Consider the following 16,830-nt stretch of genomic DNA (forward strand, 5'->3'; position numbering starts at 1 on the left):
CGGCCCAACGAAGTCCACTATGGTTATCAGCAGCCAGCCCTGGCAGCGTAGACGAATCCACTAATTCCGCTGTCCGAAATCCCCGCAGCAGCCCAGGCCAATCCTCAGGTGGTTACTGATGCGTTCGTGCGGATCATGCCAAACTTCACAAACTCCGAATGGCTGCCGGCGAGCCACAAGGTGGGAAAGAACCCCCGCTCAGTTAGGGAGGCACCACCACACAGCCCGCGACGTGCCAAACCCATCGCCGAGTACGTTGCCGCTTCTGTACCCCTGCATGTTGCTGATTCCTGGACATACTTCGGCCGCGCCATGAGCGCAGTCTCGTCTGGGGCGATCGAAGTGGCGCAACACTTGCTCTACTACAGCGAGCTGCGAGCCATGCACGCGTTGCTATTTCGACATGGCGTCGTCCTGCTCAACAAAAAAAACTTCGTGCTGACGACCACGGGCACTGTGAACATCCCATTTCCGACGAGCGCAAAGTACATGGCGGAGAACGCTCATCAATCCATCTGGGTTCTTTTTAGGCATTGGACCAAGATGCAAGCGTCCGCAGCCTTCTACTCCAAGACGATTCAGCTCCGTGGTGAACCGCTCTCAAAGTGGGCCGCCGAACGGCCCTTGCAGTCGTCCCTGAAGTCGGTCATTGGGCCGCTCATGGAGAGATGGGGCATGGATGTCGCCCGCTTCTCGAACGATCGAGAGCTCCGGAATCAACTGAGCTACAACCCAACTCGAATCCAACTAACACCAACGGGTATGACACCTGCCTATGTCGCAGACCTATTCCAGCAAGTCTGGATGCTCCTTGAGCCTGAACCTTCGAACGCATTTGAGGCTCTAGACAGGCACATTATGCGGGACACGTTCGAGGCTTTCGTGACTCAGGATCATAAGAGCCGCCAGATTAGCGTCCCGAACCAATACGGGACGATGAATGAATACTGGGTAGAAAAAGTTCTCGGCCTCGGTAGCGCGAAATCCGTCGCCAACTTTTTCGACGATCCCGCGGCACAACCAGGCCCCGCGATCCTTTCCGACGCGGGCCGTGACCTTTCGGGGTTGGACTTGACCAAACAGCTGACTGGAATGATCGGGCGATCACTGGTGTTGCTCCGATTCGCGACCGGTGCGAGCCGGGATCTGCTGACGGAGTCAGGATGCTCGACATCGCAGGTCGACTTCTGGCTCGAGGACATGCTGACTCTGCACGGCATTCAGCCACCCGCCGGAACGCCAAGGAACTATCTCGATCTCTACGATGGCATCCGCGACATGGTCGACGACATTGGTATTCTCGAATCGGAGACTGACCCCGCCAACTTGGCGATGATCACGGAAGTACTCGCCGAACAGTTCCAGACCCTATCTGGATTCGAGCGCGTCCCCGCATGGGCGGTAGCGTAAGCGCCGTTGTGCTGATCGTTTAAACTACACGGGCTCCAAGGTGGGCATGCTCACCGGGACCCTCGGCGAGGAACCCCGCGACCTCGCGCCGCGCTCGCGTCGATTTGTTGATTTACTCGCTGGTTCAGGTGCTGTTTCTCGATTTGTAGCTGTCGAAGTGGAGATCGAAGCTGTCGCGATTGACCTCCTCAAGATCAGCAGCGTAATTGCTGGCGCAAACATTGAACGAACCGGACCAATCGACGCCGCGAAACTCGTCCATGAGCGGGAGCAGCGAGCCGATTACTAACTCGCTCAACATATCGACCTCGCGAATAAGGCCCTCCTGTACCGGCAACCGACCGATGCATCTACGATTCAACAGGCTCGGTTGTTGTGCGAGTCGCCGATTGAGGGCGGATTCCTTTGGTCCGATCATGGGGGTTATTACTTCTCTCCTCACAGGCGATCACGCTAACTGCGTTCTATGAGACGACGCCGACTCGTGCATCCCAACGCACTATAGCTCTTGCCTCGCCTATTCGAACTGCGTCACGAGCCTCCGCGTCGCCAAGTCACACCGCTCAGCCCTTCCGCCCAACGGAACGGCTCCTGCCACATATTCGATCTGCTTAGAGCGTGGATGTCCGCACCGAAATCAGGCGGCAGTTAAGAACCATCGCACCTGTGCCCGCGCTCCTCAAAGGTCGCACGATCGTCGGCGACGGAGTCAAGTCCGCCACGAAAAAACTCGCGGGCGGAGATTCGATATTCTGCGATCCGCCTTACTCCGACGCCCAGTACAGCCGCTTTTACCATGTACTTGAAGGCATCGCGCGCGGTGGATGGGATCAGGTACTCGGAGCCGGTCGGGCTCCCATCGGAAGTGACCGTCCGTCGTCTGATCTCAGGGGAACGCTGCCCCGGGAGGGACTCGACGCCCCACCCGAGCCGCCGACACATCGCGCGGTCGCGCGCATCCATTTTGTGTGCCGTTTGCGCGACGCGTCGGACTGCGCGGTCGGGGACCCCGTGCTCCGAGGTGCCACCCATCGGCACGAATCAGAAGCAGCCCGGCTGCGCGCATAAAAATAGCCCACACGTGGTGGGCTACTTCAGATTCGTGCCCCTGGAGGGACTCGAACCCCCAACCGTTTCCTTAGGACGGAACTGCTCTTCCATTGAGCTACAGAGGCTGGCTTGGAAAGTTTAGCCGACCGGGGCGCCGAGGAACGCCTCTACCGAGGACGCGAGGATCGTGCGCTGGTTGTAGACGCTCTTCTGGCCGAAGTTGTACTCCTCGATCACGATGAAACCGTTGTCGAGCACCTGCTTCACGTAGGCCACGTGGTTGATCGAACCCCACCAGGCGACGTCACCGACGGCGGGGGTGGTGGTGCTGACGGGCCAGCCCTTCTTCTCCCAGGCGTACTTCCACTGGCTGGCGTTACCGCCCGTGGGGGTCATGTTCGACCACACCCACTTGAACGGAGCCTTGTACGAGCCGGCGTCGCGGTTGATGCGCCACGCGACGAAGTCTGTGCACTGGCGGTAGTAGTAGTTGAGCACCGAGAGGCCGCCGCCCTGCTCCTCGCCCAGCTCGTAGGGCCACGGGTAGTCGTCGCCGAGCTCGCGGGCACCGGAGGCGAGGTACGTCGCGTTGTTGGCCGCACGCACGTCGTCGCGGGTCGCCGCGGCGATCTCCTCGGGGGTCGTCGCTTCGTAACCGTCACGCACGGCAGCGACGGACTCCGCCTGGTCGCTCACGGTCACGGACTGGCTCGCCGCCGTCAGCTTCGCGCCGTCGGACTGCGTGTCGGTGAAGGCGTACGCGGGAAGCCCTGCCACGGCGAACAGGCCGCCCACGACAGCCATCGTCGCCAGCACGCTGGCCGGGTGCTTACGGGTCGTCCTAGGGGCGGCAGTGCCCGCGTGGATGCGGCGGACCTCAGCACGACGCAGCTTGCGGGTCGCGCCAACCGGGGCGACGGTAACGCTGGGCGCATCCTGAATCGACGCTGCGGAGATCTGGATGCCGCCGGCCGAGAAATCCGGAAGCAGCAGTGGCATCGCACCACCGTCAACGGCTGCGGTGGAGACGACCACGGGAGTCACGTCGACCGGAGCGACAGCGACAGCCTCCACACCAGCGGCCTCGACGGCTGAGGACTCGACGGCTGCTGCGGCAGCCTCGGCGGCACGCAGCTCGCGGCGGGTGAGGAACTTCTGCTGCGCGATGGGTGCATCGGCGGGCACGGCGCCAGCGGGTGCAGCCGTGCCGAACAGGTCATCCATATTGCTGGATGGCATGACATCGACCACGTTTAGATATTCCTTACAGGTGTTTCGAACCTCAACGAGGCTAGGTGAATCACCGCGACATGTCTCATCGTCACAGCGAAATTACAGTCAAGTGGGGGTCAGCCCGGGGGGTAGAGATAGGTGGCACTGCCTGCCGCGATGACGCGTGAGCTGTACTGGTGGTAGTTGCCGTAGTTGTATTCCTCGATCAGCACCGAGCCATCGCCCAGCACCTCTTTCACGTAGGCAACGTGCATGTATTCGGTCACGGCGACGGCTCCGGCAACCGGGGTGCCGCTGACGGGCCATCCGTGGTTGTTCCAGGCGCTCGTCCAGGAGCTGGCGTTACCGCCACCGGGAGTCATGTTTCCCCAGGTCCAGGCCCAGGGTGCGCCCGTGGAGCCAGCGTCGCGGTTGAGGCGCCACGCGACGAAGTCGGTGCACTCCCCCATGTAGTAGCCGAGCGCGGAAAGTCCCGTGCCCATGCCCGAGAAGGGATAGTCGTCGCCAGCCTGGCGGGGGCCCGGATCGGAGTAGACGTAGCTCGTGATCCGCGCGGCCGAGGCAGCGGCGGCGGCAGCGGCCTGCTCGGTGGCGATCTTCTGCGCGGCCAGCTCTTCGGGGGTGGTGGCCGTGAAGCCATCGCGAGCGGATGCCGCGGCATCCGCGACCGACGCGCTTGCGACGATACTCTGGGAGGGAAGGCTGCTGACATCCGTTGAGGTGGATGCCTCGGTCGGGTTCATCGCGTAGGCGGGAAGGCCCATCACACCGAACATCCCGCCGACGGCGAGCATCGTGACCAGAACGGCCGCCGGGTGCTTCTTGTCTTTGCGGGCGGCTCGCGCTGCGAACGCGCTGGCGGCCTCCGCTTTACGCGTGGCCGAACGGGAACCTCGAGAAACTGCATCACCTGGGGCGGAAGATTCTGGGTTGACCGAAAGATCCAGTTCACTGGATTTCGTCAAATTTACCAAAGTTGCGTATACCTTCCGGGCTGCCGGGACTTCACCGAGGTTACCCGAGGTGATGCCGCCTGTCCACTTTTTATCACAAATAGATAACGCTACGCAGCCGGGGCGAGGTATTCCTCCCAGTCGGGAAGGGCTCTTTCGACCCCACGGATCAGCCAACCGTGCCCGTGCGGAGGGCGCGGCGTCATCCTCAGATTCCAGCCCATCTCGGCCGGAGTGCGGTCGCCTTTTACGTTGTTGCAGCGCAGGCAGCAGGCCATCAGGTTCTCCCAGCTGTCTTTCCCACCCCGGGATCGCGGCATCACGTGGTCGATCGTGTTGGCCGTGCCACCGCAGTATCCGCAGCGGTTGTTGTCGCGCCGCAGCACACCGCGACGGGAGACCGGCACGTGACGGCCACTGGGGATGCGCACGTAATTTCTCAGGATGATGACCGACGGACGATCCCACGCCCCCGCGGCCGCCCAGACCGGGTGGTCGGCATCCGCCGCGATGATCGTCGCCTTCTGGTTCATCACGAGCACGAGGGCTCGCTTGAACGACACGATGGCGAGCGGCTCGTAGCCGGCATTAAGGACAAGGGTTCGCATGGTCATCCTCTCGAAAGTGCCTGCACGGCTTGCAGGCAATAACGCTCCAGGAATTCGCGCGTGGAGAGGGCAGAAAACACAAAAGGCACTGTCGGAAGACAGTGCCTAAACGTTACGGACGCGAGTTACCTCACACCGCTTACTGCTGTGTCGTATGTAGAAGTTGGCACAGGTATCCACGGTTTGGATGCTGTGCGTAATCGACATTCGACTCTCCGGTTCACTCGTGAATCCCAAGGATTTCAGGGTACCCCGAAAATCCCGGGTGAATGACCGCGTACGGCGCCGTGGCGCGCCGATCAGATGGCGACGAAAATATGAACGGCGACCTCGTTAGGCAGCTCCAGCCCGTCGCCGAAACCGTCGACCTGAACCGACACATACGAGTCGGCAGACGAGATGGATGCCGTGGCCCCCGGCAACACTCCCGCGGCCTGCAACTGCTGCAGCAGTTCCGGCTCGAACTGCACGGGCTCGCCGAGGCGGCGGATGACGGCACTGATCGGTCCGCGGGCGGCGGCGACGGCATCCACGAGATTGATCACGCCGTCCATGAACGCAGGAGCAGCAGGATCGCCCAGCTCTTCGAGGCCGGGGATCGGGTTGCCATACGGGCTCTCCGTGGGGTGGTCGAGCATCTCGAGCAGCCGACGCTCCACCTGCTCGCTCATGACGTGCTCCCAGCGGCAGGCCTCGTCGTGCACGAACGCCCAGTCCAGGCCGATGACGTCGGCGAGAAGGCGTTCCGCGAGTCGGTGCTTGCGCATGACGTGGATGGCACGGCGCCGACCTTCGAGGGTCAGCTCGAGGTGGCGGTCGCCCTCCACGACGACGAGCCCGTCGCGTTCCATACGGCCGATGGTCTGCGAGACTGTCGGCCCTGAGTGCCCGAGCCGCTCCGAGATTCGAGCCCGAAGGGGCACGATGTGCTCCTCTTCCAGGTCGAGGATCGTGCGCAGGTACATCTCGGTCGTGTCCACGAGATCTGTCATGCTCCAAGACTAACCGGATGCCGACAATAGGATTGGACTCATGCCAAGCCTGACGATCCCCACTAACCTCCTGCCCGCCGATGGTCGCTTCGGTTGCGGGCCTTCCAAGGTTCGCCAGAAGCAACTGGACTACCTCGCCGGAGCTGGCGCGGCAATCATGGGTACGTCACACCGCCAGGCTCCCGTGAAAGACCTCGTCGGCCGGGTGCGCAGCGGGCTCGGCGAGCTGTTCCGCATCCCCGACGGCTACGAGGTCGTCATGGGCAACGGCGGATCGACGGCCTTCTGGGATGCCGCGGCCTTCTCGCTCATCGGCAAGCGCAGCCAGAACCTGACCTTCGGGGAGTTCGGCTCCAAGTTCGCCGCGGCGGCGGCCGCCCCGTTCCTCGAGGCGCCGATGGTCATCAACGCCGCCGCGGGCTCGCGAGCCGAGTTCGAGATCGTCGACGGAGTCGATGTGTACGCGTGGCCCCAGAACGAGACATCCACCGGTGTGATGGCCCCGGTCACCAGGGTTCAAGCACCCGGCGCCCTGACCGTGATCGACGCGACCTCGGCGGCAGGCGGCATCGACTTCGACTCCAGCCAGGCCGACGTCTATTACTTCGCCCCCCAGAAGAACTTCGCCTCGGATGGCGGGCTGTGGTTCGCACTCTTCTCCCCCGCAGCCATCGAGCGCGTAGAGCAGATCGCCGCGTCGGGTCGCTACATCCCCGAGTTCCTGTCGATCAAGAACGCCGTCGACAACTCCCGCCTCAACCAGACGCTCAACACGCCCGCCCTGTCGACGCTGCTGATGCTCGAGAACCAGGTCGAGTGGATCAACGGCAACGGCGGGCTCGCCTGGGCGTCCTCGCGCACCCTCGAATCGTCGGGCGCGCTCTACGACTGGGCAGACTCCGTGTCATACGCGACGCCGTTCGTCACCGAGGCCTCGCACCGCTCGCAGGTGGTCGTCACGATCGACTTCGACGATGCAGTGGATGCCGCGGCCATCGCCAAGACCCTGCGGGCCAACGGGATCGTCGACACCGAGCCGTACCGCAAGCTCGGTCGCAACCAGCTGCGTGTCGCGACGTTCGTGGCGATCGACCCGGCCGACGTGCGTCAGCTGATCAGCTCGATCGAGTTCGTGGTCGAGAACTCCTAGGCGGTCGGCACGGCGTCAGTACGACTTTTCCTGCTCGTCGTCGTCGTCGTCGTCTGAGTCGTCGTCGGCCGGGTCGTCGTCGGTCGGGTCGTCGTCGGTCGGGTCGTCGTCGATGAGGGAGTCGATGTCGACACCGTCGAGGTCGCCGCCGTGGAGCACGTCGTTGTTCAGATCGTCGTCGTCATCGTCGTCGTCGTCATCGTCGTCGTCGTCATCGTCCGAGTCTTCGTCGTCGGACTCGTCATCGTCAGACTCGTCCTCTTCCGAATCGTCATCATCGTCGTCATCATCGTCGTCATCATCGTCGTCGGAGTCATCAGACTCATCAGCACTTTCGGCTGCCTCCTGGGCGGCCTCGTACTCGGCGAGACGGTCAGACCACGGAACCCAGTCCGGAGACAGCAGCGCGCCTTCGCCGGGCATGAGCTCGGCTTCGAGAACCGACGGTTCTTCGCCTTCGATCTGTGCGATGGAGACAGTCCACTTCCAGTCCGGGTAGCCGGGCATGGCCGAGTCGAAGAGCACGGAGACGACTCCATCGCCCTCGTCGACCTCACTGAAGTACGCGCCGACGTTCTCGGCCGGGGTGATCTCGACCAGGGCGTTGCGTGCGAGGCTCTCGAAAGCCGACTCAGGCATCCAGCTCGTCCGCGACCTTGCGCAGCATCGCCGCGATCTTGGTGCTGTGCGACTTGTCGGGGTAGCGTCCGCGCTTGAGGTTGGTGCCGATGCCATCCATCAACTTGACGAGGTCTTCGATGATGATCGCCATGTCGTCTGCCGGCTTGCGGTTCAGCTTTGCGAGCGACGGCGGGGATTCGAGCACGCGCACAGACAGCGCCTGGGCGCCCTTCTTACCGTCGGCGATGCCGAACTCGAGCTTCGTGCCTGCTTTGACACCCGTAGTGCCTGCGGGCAGGGCGGACGCGTGGAGGAAGACTTCCTGGCCGTCATCAGAGCTGATGAAGCCGAAGCCCTTCTCGTCGTCGTAGAACTTAACCTTGCCGGTGGGCATCGTGGTACTCCTTATTGCTGGTTACTCAAGACTAGAGGACTCACGGCACCCCGTATCCTTGATCCGTGGCACAAGACACCTCCATCAGCGGCAACCGCGGCGAACGCATTCTGGCCTATATGGTCGCGGCGGCCGTCGGGCTGTCGATCATCGCCTTCCTGTCGATCATCATCGGAACCGCCGCCGGCGTCCGCAACTTCGGTGAAGGAATCTGGCCCGTCGCGTTCGTCCTGCCCCTGATCGGGCTTCCCATCGGCCTGATCCTCATGATCGTGCTCATCGTGACCAGCGGCCTTCGTCGGGGTCGTGAAGCCAGGAATGCCGGCAACTGACGAGTCGGCCCTCGCGCTGGCCGCCCAGCTGCGAGCGCTCAGCGACGTCGAACTCAGGTCACTGCTGAACGCTCGGGAAGTCCGGGGCGCGTCGATCAAAGATTTCTTCGACCTCGCAGATGCCCTCCTCGACCCCGAATCGATCCAGCTCGCGCTGGGGCGGCTCGACCGTGCGGCTCTGGTGACCCTGGGGATCCTCAGCATGTCCGATACCCCGGTTTCTGCTCAGGATGCCGCGGCGCTGGTCACGGCACGGGGCGCAGACTCCGCCGCCACCGCCGCCCACCTCACCTCCGCCGCACGACTGGCCCTCGTCGCTCGTGCCGACGACCGCCATGCCGTGCCCGCTCCAGTGGCGCAGCGACTGCAGGATTGGCCAGCCCTCGGCCTCCCGGGGCTCGACGAACTGCGGTCGACTCCGGCGCCCGCCGCCCTCGTCCCGGTCAGCCAGACCGAAGTCCGGGTGACCGACGCCGGCTCCGCCGAGCACGCTTTCGCCACGTCGACCTCCCTCGTGGAACTCATCTCTGAACTGCAGCATGAGTCGGCGCGGGAACTCGCGCGCGGGGGCGTCGCGCTTCCGGACAGCAAACGGCTCGCGGCATCCATGGGTGTCGACATCGAGCGTGTGCCCGAACTTCTCGACATCGCGAACCGGGCGGGGCTCGTCGCTCTCGATTCGGGCCGCTGGATGCCGACCTCCGCGAGCGCCGACTGGCTCTCCGGCAGCTCCGGCCAGCGGTGGGCGCGACTCGCTGCGGCCTGGCTGGAGCGGCTGCCCGCCGACATCCGCGAGATCCTCGGGCACCGGGCGCACGCCGTCTGGGGCGACCAGCTGCAGGAATACGTCGACTGGCTGTTCCCCGCTGGGGGCGATCACATGCGCGAGCGCGTACTCATCTACACGCGTGATGCGCAGCTCCTGGGTATCACGTTCGACCACGTCCCGAGCACTCCCGGAACGGCGCTCATCACCGAGGGGCCCGACACCGCTGCCGCGGCGATGGTCGCCCTCTTCCCCCCGGAGGTGACGCAGGTCTACCTCCAGCACGATCTCTCCATCGTCTCGCCCGGCCCACTCGCTCCGGCAGTGGATGCCCGGCTCCGCACTATGGCTGACGTGGAGGGCCGCGCTCTCGCCTCGACCTACCGGGTGTCGACCTCCAGCATCTACCGGGCGATGGCCGTGGGCGAGACCGTGCAGTCGATCAGGAAGTTCCTCTCCGGGATCTCGCTCACGGGCATCCCACAGCCGCTCGAATACCTCATCGCCGAGGCGGGCAACCGCTATGGACTCGTGCGCGTGGCGGCACTCGAGGGCGGCCGCTCGTCGGTGCGCTCCACCGAGGAGTCGATGATGCGCACCCTTCTCGCCGATCACGGTATCTCGAGCCTCGGTCTCACGCTCGTCGGCGACAAACTCGTCAGCCGGTTCGACCAAGAGCTCGTGTTCTGGTCGCTCAGCGAGGCCAGGTACCCGGTCACCGCAGAAAACGCGGAGGGCGAGGTCATCGAGCTGAAGCGCCCAACAGCAGCCAGGGCCGTTCCCGTGGATGCCGTCGACACGACAGCGAGTCTCATCGAGAGGCTGCGGCTGGGCAGTTCGTCAGACCCCGATGTGACCGGCGCCGCCTGGCTGCTGCGCCAGCTGGATGTCGCCATCAAGGGCAAGGTCACCATCACCGTGACCGTGCAGCTGCATGACGGCTCCACGACAGACTTCCAGCTGGAACCGGCCAGTGTCGCCGGCGGCAGGCTTCGAGCGCTCGACCGCAAAGCCGACATCGAACGCACACTGCCCCTCGCGAAGATCGTCTCGGTCAGCCCCGCGCGATAGCTGCTTGCTGGCAATGGCTCCCAGCGGGGCGAACTAAGCTAACGGGGTGAATCCGGCCCCGAACGGTCCCCTGATAGTCCAGTCCGACCGCACTGTACTGCTGGAGGTGGCGCACCCCGACGCGGAAGACGCCAGGCACGATCTTGCCGTCTTCGCCGAACTCGAGCGCGCGCCGGAACACATCCATACCTACCGCATCACGCGACTCGGGCTCTGGAACGCACGGGCCGCCGGCCACGATGCCGACGGCATGATCGCGACGCTCGAGAAGTATTCCAAATTCGCCATACCCCAGTCGGTCACCGTGGACATCACCGAGACCGTGGGCCGCTATGGTCGACTCGTCATCGAGCGAGCGGATGACGGCGCCCTCACCCTGACCGCGACCGACGCTGCCGTGCTCTCCGAGATCACCCGTGCCCGCAAGGTCGCCGCGCTGCTGTTCGAGAAGCGCGGCCCGCATACCTATGTCGTGCAGGCGTGGGCTCGCGGCCAGTTGAAGCAGGAATTGTTGAAGCTCGGATGGCCGGCAGAAGACCTCGCGGGATACACCCCGGGCACTCCGCACGAGATCGAGCTGAACTCCGAGGGCGGCTGGCACCTGCGCCCGTACCAGGACCAGGCGATCGACAACTTCTACGCGCACGGCTCCGGAGTCGTGGTGCTGCCGTGTGGCGCTGGCAAGACCCTGGTCGGCCTCGGCGCGATGGCTGCGGGCAAGACAACCACGCTCATCCTCGTCACCAACACCGTGTCTGCGCGGCAGTGGAAGGCCGAACTGCTCAAGCGCACCACGCTCACCGAGGACGAGATCGGCGAATATTCGGGGCAGGTCAAGCAGGTGCGACCGGTCACCATCGCGACGTACCAGATCCTGACCGCCCGCCGAAAGGGCGAATACGCCCACCTCGCGTTGCTGGATGCGCTCGACTGGGGGCTCGTCATCTACGACGAAGTCCACCTGCTGCCCGCTCCCGTGTTCAAGCTCACCGCTGACCTCCAGGCCCGCCGCCGACTCGGGCTCACCGCCACGCTCGTCCGCGAGGACGGCCGCGAAGGCGACGTGTTCAGCCTCATCGGCCCCAAGCGCTTCGACGCCCCCTGGAAGGAAATCGAGGCGCAGGGCTTCATCTCACCCGCCTCGTGTTTCGAGGTGCGCATCGACCTGCCCGAGAGCGATCGACTGGAGTATGCGGCATCCGCTGATGACGAGCGGTACCGGCTGGCGGCCACCGCACCGGCAAAGCTTGGCGTGGTTCGCGACCTCGTGAAGAAGCATGCCGGTGAACGCATATTGGTGATCGGTCAGTACCTCGACCAGATCGACCAGCTCGCCGACGCTCTGGACGCGCCCCAATTGACGGGCTCGACGCCGATCGATGAGCGGGAACGGCTGTACCAGGCCTTCCGCGAAGGCAGCATCACCGTGCTCGTGGTCTCGAAGGTCGCGAACTTCTCCGTCGACCTTCCCGAGGCGACAGTGGCGATCCAGGTCAGCGGATCATTCGGCTCACGCCAGGAGGAGGCACAGCGTCTCGGCCGGCTGCTGCGCCCGAAGGAGAGCGGCCTGCCCGCAAACTTCTACACTCTCGTGGCCCGCGACACCGTGGACCAGGATTTCGCGCAGAACCGCCAGCGCTTCCTCGCCGAGCAGGGCTACAGCTACACGATCCTCGACGCCCACTCGCTCGAGGCCGCCTGACTCTCAGCGTACGTAGCGCAGCAGCAGGGTGTCGCCGCTTCGGAGCACGTGACCCAGCCGCATGCCCTGCGCCTGGTCGGTGGGTCCGCGAGAGATCCGTGGACCATCTCCGGCCTCGAGCGTGGGCTCGACCGTGAGACAGAGTTCATCCACCAGTCCGTCGGCGATGAGCGAACCGAACAGCGACGGCCCGCCCTCGCACAGCACCTGCTGGTGACCGCGTTCCCGGATGACCCGCAGCGCCTCTCCCAGGTCGACGTGCTCCTCCCCCGCGATGACCACGTCCGCGACGGCAGCGATCTCCGCGAGTCCGGATGCCCGCGCCGAGGTCACCACGATCGGGCGCACCGGCGCCTCACTGAAGATCCGCGAGCGCGGATCGAGCTGCAGCGAACCGCTGACGATCGCGAACACGGGGTGCTCGGGCATCCCGTGCCGAACCCGCCAGCGTGCTGACGCGTCGCTGACGAGCATCGGGCCGTATCCCTCCGACCTCACGGTGCCGGCGCCGACGAGCACGACATCGCTCACACGACGCAGCAGCTCGAAGTGCCGCTTATCGGCCGGGCCGGACAGCCCACCCGAGAGTCCGTCGTGGGTGGACGACCCGTCGGCGCTGCTCACGAAGTTCAGTCTGACCGTCGGTGATGGAGTCGCCAGGGCGGCAATGAGGTCGTCGTCACTGAGGTTGTCGGCGGCATCCGGCCAGAGCCGGTCGATGCGGGCGGTCATACGTTCAGCTCGGGGTGCATGTTGTGGATGAGCTCCACCGGCTGCCGCATCCCGAGGATCGCCTCCGTCATGCGCACGGCATCGACGCTCGCGCGCACATCGTGCATCCGAATAATCCTGGCTCCGTTCAGGATGCACACAGTCGCCGCCGCGAGCGACCCGGCAAGCCGCTGACCCTGCGCCCGGCCGATGCTCTCCCCGATGAAGTCCTTATTGGAGACGGCCGCGAGCGAGGGCAGCCCGATCGCCGCGATCTCGGCGAATCGCCGCGTGATCTCGAGCGAGTGCAGGGTGTTCTTGTTCAGGTCGTGGCCGGGGTCGATGACGAGCCGTTCCAGGGGCATCCCGCCCGCCAGCGCCACCTCCACCTTGCCGCGCAGGTATCCGATGACCTCGCCCACCACGTCGTCATACACGGGCCGCGGTTTCTCGGCGCGTGGTTCGCCCTTGCTGTGGGTGAGCACGAGGGTGGCATTGCTGGCGGCAACGACTCCGAGCATCGCCGGGTCCCAGAGCCCGCTGGTGTCATTGATCACGCCTGCGCCGGCGGCGATCGCGCGCTCGGCGACGGCAGCGACTGTGGTGTCGACCGAGATGACGACGTCGGTTGCCGCGGCAATCGCCTCGACGACCGGGATCACCCGCGCGAGCTCGTCATCCACCGTCACGACCGGACCGCGACCGAACGGCACGCCACCGATGTCGATCCAGTCTGCGCCCTCCTCTGCTGCAGCCAGCGCTGCGGCGACAGCCCTGTCGAGCTCGAAGGTCGCTCCCCTGTCGTAGAACGAATCGGGGGTGCGGTTGACGACCGCCATGACCGCGACCTGCCGGTCGAAGTCGAAGGTTCGGCGGCCGATAGAACGCACCATCGTCGGGGCGGACTCCGTTGTGTGCTCGGGCGTCATCTGCACAGACTACGCGCGCCGCGTCTCGCCATCCATCGCTACAGCCGGCAGTCAGCCCGCCCCAAGCACCACGACATGCGACTCACAGACTTCTATCAGGTGACTCGCAGATACTTGCCTCATGGCTGACGGACCCAAGATTCTGATTGTCGACGACGAACCGAACATTCGCGACCTCCTCACCACGAGCCTGCGCTTCGCAGGATTCGCGGTGCGCGCGGTCGGAAACGGTGCACAGGCTATCTCTGCCGTGCTCGAAGAAGAACCAGACCTCATCATCCTCGACGTGATGCTGCCCGACATGAACGGCTTCGGGGTGACGAAGAGGCTTCGCGCTTCCGGTTACACCGCCCCCATCCTGTTCCTCACCGCTAAAGACGACACCGAGGACAAGATCACCGGTCTCACCGTCGGCGGCGACGACTACGTCACCAAGCCCTTCAGCCTCGACGAGATCGTGGCGCGCATCAAGGCCATCCTGCGTCGCACCATGCAGGACGACGAAGAAGCCGTGATCCGCGCCGGTGAGCTCACCATGGACCAGGACACGCACGAGGTCACCATCGGCGCCGAGCAGATCGAGCTGAGCCCCACGGAGTTCAAGCTTCTGCGCTACCTGATGCTCAACCCGAACCGCGTGCTGTCGAAGGCGCAGATCCTCGATCACGTCTGGGAATACGACTTCAACGGCGACGCGGGCATCGTGGAGAGCTACATCTCGTACCTGCGCCGCAAGCTCGACCAGTTCTCCGACGAGCCTGTCATCCAGACCAAGCGTGGCTTCGGATACATGCTGAAAGCTGCCAGGGTCTAAACAACTTTCACGGCATAAACTAGCCACCTTATGCACGCTCTCACCGAGTGGTGGAACCGGATCTCGCTCCGCACCAAAATTACTGGCGTGACGGTTCTGCTACTCACGATGGGGCTGCTCGTGGCCGGCGTCGGTACCATGACGGTGCTGCGCAACTACCTGCTCGACGAGGTCGACAAGAAGATCGATGGCGTCGCCCTGATCCTCATCGACCAGCAGGTCTTCGAGATCACGACCGACGGCGAAGGCGGAATGCGCTGTCGGGTATACGCATTTCCCACCGACTACTACCTCGGCATAGTGGACAGCAGCGGCGACGTTCTCTGCAATAACCGATCCGGAGAAAGCGGCCAGCCGACCAACGCCGGTGCGGTCGTCGGCCACAACGGCGCCATCACCGTCTCTGGAGCCTCCATCGGCGGGCAGTGGCGGGTCGCTGCCTACCCGCTTGAGACCTCGGCCTCTACGGAGCCGCTGACCGTCGTGATCGGCCTCGACCTCGGCGCCTCCAACGCCACCATCTCCCGGCTGGCCGCGATCTTCCTGTTCTTCGGACTGACCGTGGTGATCTTCGGCGGAGCGCTCACACGGCTGCTCGTGACATCCACGTTCACACCGCTGAGGGAAGTGGAAGCCACGGCTGCCCGATTCGCCGATGGCGACTTCAACCAGCGCATCGCCGGCGCCACCCCCAACACCGAGGTCGGGCGCCTCAACCGTTCGCTGAACTCCATGCTCGGCACCATCGACCGCGCCTTCGCCGACCGCGCCCGCACCATCGACCAGATGCGGCGATTCGTGGGTGACGCGAGCCACGAACTGCGCACTCCCCTCGTTTCGGTGCGTGGCTACGCCGAGTTGTACAGGATGGGCGCCCTCACGAAGCCGGAAGACGTCTCGCAGGCCATGGAACGCATCGAGAAAGAGGCGATCCGCATGGGTGAGCTGGTCGAAGACCTGCTCGAACTCGCCAGGCTGGACGAAGCGAAGCCGCTGCAGCTCACCGAGGTAGACCTGGTGCCGCTCGCCAGGGACGCTGCACTCGACGCCATGGCGTCGGCTCCGGATCGGGTGGTCACAGTCGTGGGTACCGACATCGCTGCGGCCGATCCGATCGACACCCCGACGCAGGAGCTCATCCTTCCCGAGCTGGAGGAAGAACCGGTCTCGTCGCGTTCGCAATCGATCCAGGCGACTGGTCCCATCGCGTTCGCCGGCGCCACCCTGGCGCGACTGGTCGCACGACGCTCGCGCGCGCGCGAAGAGGGCGGTCCGATCGTGGCCGCCGTCAGGCCACCCGATGCGAAGCTCCGTGCGGTCGTGATGGCGGAGGAGAACAAGATCCGCCAGGTGGTCGCCAACCTCATCGGCAACGCCATGCGTTTCACGCCTCCCGGCAGCCCGCTCGAGATCGGCATCGGTATCGATGCCTCCCGCCGTCGGGCCGTCATCTCCGTCATCGACCACGGCGAGGGAATCCCCCCGCAGATCCGCGGTCGTATCTTCGAGCGCTTCTACCGCGCAGACAGTTCGCGGCAGCGGGCCACCGGTGGCAGCGGACTCGGGCTGGCCATTGTTGCCGCGATCGTCGAGTCGCACCGCGGCGAGGTCGAGGTGCTCGAAACCCCCGGCGGTGGGGCGACCTTCAGGGTGAGCCTTCCCCTCCTCCCCACGGCTCAGGATGCCCCGGCTCCCCCCGTCGCACCGACGCAGTAGACCGCACAGCACCCGCGCGGGATACCGTCTCGCCCATGACCCGCTACCAAGTAGACAGTGAAGCCGTGATCAGCGCCACAGGCGCGGTGCGGTCGTCCATCACCCGCATCCAGTCCGAAGTCGCGGGCCTCCAAGGCCAGCTGACGAACCTGCAATCATCGTGGACCGGCCAGGCCGCTTCCGCGTTCTCCGGTGTCGTCGCCGAGTGGAAGACAACCCAGCAGCGGGTCGAGGAGAACCTCGCTGCGATCAATCAGGCGCTGACCCATGCCGGCCAGCAGTACGCCGAGATCGAGGCGGCCAACGCCAGGCTGTTCTCCCGCTAGACGCCATCCACCTACTCACCCGCAGACGACGAAACGGCCGGCCTCCCGAAGG

General features: G+C 64.7%; 18 protein-coding genes and 1 tRNA gene. 10 read left to right on the top strand and 9 right to left on the bottom strand.

Going from position 1 to position 16,830, the window contains the following annotated elements:
• Positions 1–108: 108 nt before the first annotated feature.
• The 3 genes from IWX81_RS14290 (at position 109) to IWX81_RS15095 (ending at position 2,478) form a co-directional block, all read left to right on the top strand.
• Positions 109–1,410, top strand: coding sequence for a hypothetical protein (locus IWX81_RS14290; RefSeq protein ID WP_199282019.1), 1,302 nt, complete (start codon positions 109–111; stop codon positions 1,408–1,410).
• Positions 1,411–1,450: 40 nt separating this feature from the next.
• Positions 1,451–1,699 carry a hypothetical protein gene (locus IWX81_RS14295; RefSeq protein WP_199282020.1) on the top strand — a complete coding sequence of 83 codons (249 nt, stop codon included), beginning with the start codon at positions 1,451–1,453 and terminating at the stop codon, positions 1,697–1,699.
• Positions 1,700–2,076: 377 nt separating this feature from the next.
• Complete coding sequence (locus IWX81_RS15095; protein WP_442977826.1) at positions 2,077–2,478, top strand: DNA adenine methylase; 402 nt, start codon at positions 2,077–2,079, stop codon at positions 2,476–2,478.
• Positions 2,479–2,513: 35 nt separating this feature from the next.
• On the opposite strand, the gene IWX81_RS14305 is transcribed toward IWX81_RS15095, so the two are convergent.
• The 5 genes from IWX81_RS14305 to IWX81_RS14325 form a co-directional block, all read right to left on the bottom strand.
• A tRNA-Arg gene (locus tag IWX81_RS14305) sits at positions 2,514–2,585 on the bottom strand.
• A 13-nt stretch (positions 2,586–2,598) separates the two neighbouring features.
• Positions 2,599–3,699, bottom strand: coding sequence for a CHAP domain-containing protein (locus IWX81_RS14310; protein ID WP_199282022.1), 1,101 nt, complete (start codon positions 3,697–3,699; stop codon positions 2,599–2,601).
• Positions 3,700–3,809: 110 nt separating this feature from the next.
• On the bottom strand, positions 3,810–4,658 hold the full coding sequence (locus IWX81_RS14315; protein WP_199282023.1) for a CHAP domain-containing protein: 849 nt from the start codon (positions 4,656–4,658) through the stop codon (positions 3,810–3,812).
• Positions 4,659–4,756: 98 nt separating this feature from the next.
• Positions 4,757–5,254, bottom strand: coding sequence for an HNH endonuclease (locus IWX81_RS14320; RefSeq protein WP_199282098.1), 498 nt, complete (start codon positions 5,252–5,254; stop codon positions 4,757–4,759).
• 299 nt (positions 5,255–5,553) lie between these two features.
• Positions 5,554–6,246 carry a metal-dependent transcriptional regulator gene (locus tag IWX81_RS14325; RefSeq protein ID WP_199282024.1) on the bottom strand — a complete coding sequence of 231 codons (693 nt, stop codon included), beginning with the start codon at positions 6,244–6,246 and terminating at the stop codon, positions 5,554–5,556.
• A 40-nt stretch (positions 6,247–6,286) separates the two neighbouring features.
• Here IWX81_RS14325 and serC point away from each other — a divergent pair, with 40 nt between their 5' ends.
• Positions 6,287–7,396: a phosphoserine transaminase gene (gene serC, locus IWX81_RS14330; protein WP_199282025.1), complete on the top strand. Its 1,110-nt coding sequence runs from the start codon at positions 6,287–6,289 to the stop codon at positions 7,394–7,396.
• A 15-nt stretch (positions 7,397–7,411) separates the two neighbouring features.
• Here the strand turns inward: serC and IWX81_RS14335 are convergent, their stop codons facing one another.
• Positions 7,412–8,035 carry a DUF3027 domain-containing protein gene (locus tag IWX81_RS14335; RefSeq protein WP_199282026.1) on the bottom strand — a complete coding sequence of 208 codons (624 nt, stop codon included), beginning with the start codon at positions 8,033–8,035 and terminating at the stop codon, positions 7,412–7,414.
• Entirely contained in the window at positions 8,028–8,411 is a 384-nt protein-coding gene (locus IWX81_RS14340) for a cold-shock protein (protein ID WP_199282027.1), read from the bottom strand. The genes IWX81_RS14335 and IWX81_RS14340 overlap by 8 nt, the downstream gene beginning before the upstream one ends.
• Positions 8,412–8,476: 65 nt before the next feature.
• Between IWX81_RS14340 and IWX81_RS14345 the strand changes: the two genes are divergently transcribed.
• Genes IWX81_RS14345 through IWX81_RS14355 form a run of 3 tightly spaced genes read left to right on the top strand, consistent with a single transcriptional unit; the run spans position 8,477 to position 12,282 of the window.
• A complete protein-coding gene (locus tag IWX81_RS14345; RefSeq protein ID WP_199282028.1) occupies positions 8,477–8,743 on the top strand; it encodes a hypothetical protein in 267 nt (88 codons plus the stop codon).
• On the top strand, positions 8,730–10,580 hold the full coding sequence (locus IWX81_RS14350; protein ID WP_199282029.1) for a helicase-associated domain-containing protein: 1,851 nt from the start codon (positions 8,730–8,732) through the stop codon (positions 10,578–10,580). The genes IWX81_RS14345 and IWX81_RS14350 overlap by 14 nt, the downstream gene beginning before the upstream one ends.
• A 46-nt stretch (positions 10,581–10,626) precedes the next feature.
• Complete coding sequence (locus tag IWX81_RS14355; RefSeq protein WP_199282030.1) at positions 10,627–12,282, top strand: DNA repair helicase XPB; 1,656 nt, start codon at positions 10,627–10,629, stop codon at positions 12,280–12,282.
• A 3-nt stretch (positions 12,283–12,285) separates the two neighbouring features.
• Here the strand turns inward: IWX81_RS14355 and IWX81_RS14360 are convergent, their stop codons facing one another.
• The gene (locus IWX81_RS14360) at positions 12,286–13,014 is read right to left on the bottom strand and encodes a pyrimidine reductase family protein (protein ID WP_199282031.1); all 729 of its coding nucleotides are present in this window, start codon (positions 13,012–13,014) and stop codon (positions 12,286–12,288) included.
• Positions 13,011–13,922 (bottom strand): dihydropteroate synthase, encoded by a 912-nt coding sequence (gene folP, locus IWX81_RS14365; protein ID WP_199282032.1) that lies wholly within the window; start codon positions 13,920–13,922, stop codon positions 13,011–13,013. The genes IWX81_RS14360 and folP overlap by 4 nt, the downstream gene beginning before the upstream one ends.
• A gap of 121 nt (positions 13,923–14,043) precedes the next feature.
• On the opposite strand from folP, the gene IWX81_RS14370 reads away from it, so the two are divergent.
• The 3 genes from IWX81_RS14370 to IWX81_RS14380 are packed head-to-tail and all read left to right on the top strand — an operon-like array spanning position 14,044 to position 16,778.
• Positions 14,044–14,736: a response regulator transcription factor gene (locus IWX81_RS14370; RefSeq protein WP_097059489.1), complete on the top strand. Its 693-nt coding sequence runs from the start codon at positions 14,044–14,046 to the stop codon at positions 14,734–14,736.
• A 30-nt stretch (positions 14,737–14,766) separates the two neighbouring features.
• Positions 14,767–16,452: a sensor histidine kinase gene (locus tag IWX81_RS14375; protein ID WP_199282033.1), complete on the top strand. Its 1,686-nt coding sequence runs from the start codon at positions 14,767–14,769 to the stop codon at positions 16,450–16,452.
• A gap of 35 nt (positions 16,453–16,487) precedes the next feature.
• Entirely contained in the window at positions 16,488–16,778 is a 291-nt protein-coding gene (locus tag IWX81_RS14380; protein ID WP_199282034.1) for a WXG100 family type VII secretion target, read from the top strand.
• Positions 16,779–16,830 lie beyond the last annotated feature (52 nt).

Origin of the sequence: Salinibacterium sp. CAN_S4 (genome assembly GCF_015752305.1) — a bacterium.
In the GTDB taxonomy this organism is placed as follows: Bacteria; Actinomycetota; Actinomycetes; order Actinomycetales; family Microbacteriaceae; genus Rhodoglobus.

What these genes read in the sequence shown, in the direction of transcription:
- IWX81_RS14310 (WP_199282022.1), bottom strand. Translation starts at nt 3,699, where the DNA reads ATGCCATCCAGCAATATGGATGACCTGTTCGGCACGGCTGCACCCGCT.
- IWX81_RS14320 (WP_199282098.1), bottom strand. Translation starts at nt 5,254, where the DNA reads ATGCGAACCCTTGTCCTTAATGCCGGCTACGAGCCGCTCGCCATCGTG.
- IWX81_RS14325 (WP_199282024.1), bottom strand. Translation starts at nt 6,246, where the DNA reads ATGACAGATCTCGTGGACACGACCGAGATGTACCTGCGCACGATCCTC.
- serC (WP_199282025.1), top strand. Translation starts at nt 6,287, where the DNA reads ATGCCAAGCCTGACGATCCCCACTAACCTCCTGCCCGCCGATGGTCGC.
- IWX81_RS14335 (WP_199282026.1), bottom strand. Translation starts at nt 8,035, where the DNA reads ATGCCTGAGTCGGCTTTCGAGAGCCTCGCACGCAACGCCCTGGTCGAG.
- IWX81_RS14340 (WP_199282027.1), bottom strand. Translation starts at nt 8,411, where the DNA reads ATGCCCACCGGCAAGGTTAAGTTCTACGACGACGAGAAGGGCTTCGGC.
- IWX81_RS14350 (WP_199282029.1), top strand. Translation starts at nt 8,730, where the DNA reads ATGCCGGCAACTGACGAGTCGGCCCTCGCGCTGGCCGCCCAGCTGCGA.
- IWX81_RS14360 (WP_199282031.1), bottom strand. Translation starts at nt 13,014, where the DNA reads ATGACCGCCCGCATCGACCGGCTCTGGCCGGATGCCGCCGACAACCTC.
- folP (WP_199282032.1), bottom strand. Translation starts at nt 13,922, where the DNA reads ATGACGCCCGAGCACACAACGGAGTCCGCCCCGACGATGGTGCGTTCT.
- IWX81_RS14370 (WP_097059489.1), top strand. Translation starts at nt 14,044, where the DNA reads ATGGCTGACGGACCCAAGATTCTGATTGTCGACGACGAACCGAACATT.
- IWX81_RS14375 (WP_199282033.1), top strand. Translation starts at nt 14,767, where the DNA reads ATGCACGCTCTCACCGAGTGGTGGAACCGGATCTCGCTCCGCACCAAA.
- IWX81_RS14380 (WP_199282034.1), top strand. Translation starts at nt 16,488, where the DNA reads ATGACCCGCTACCAAGTAGACAGTGAAGCCGTGATCAGCGCCACAGGC.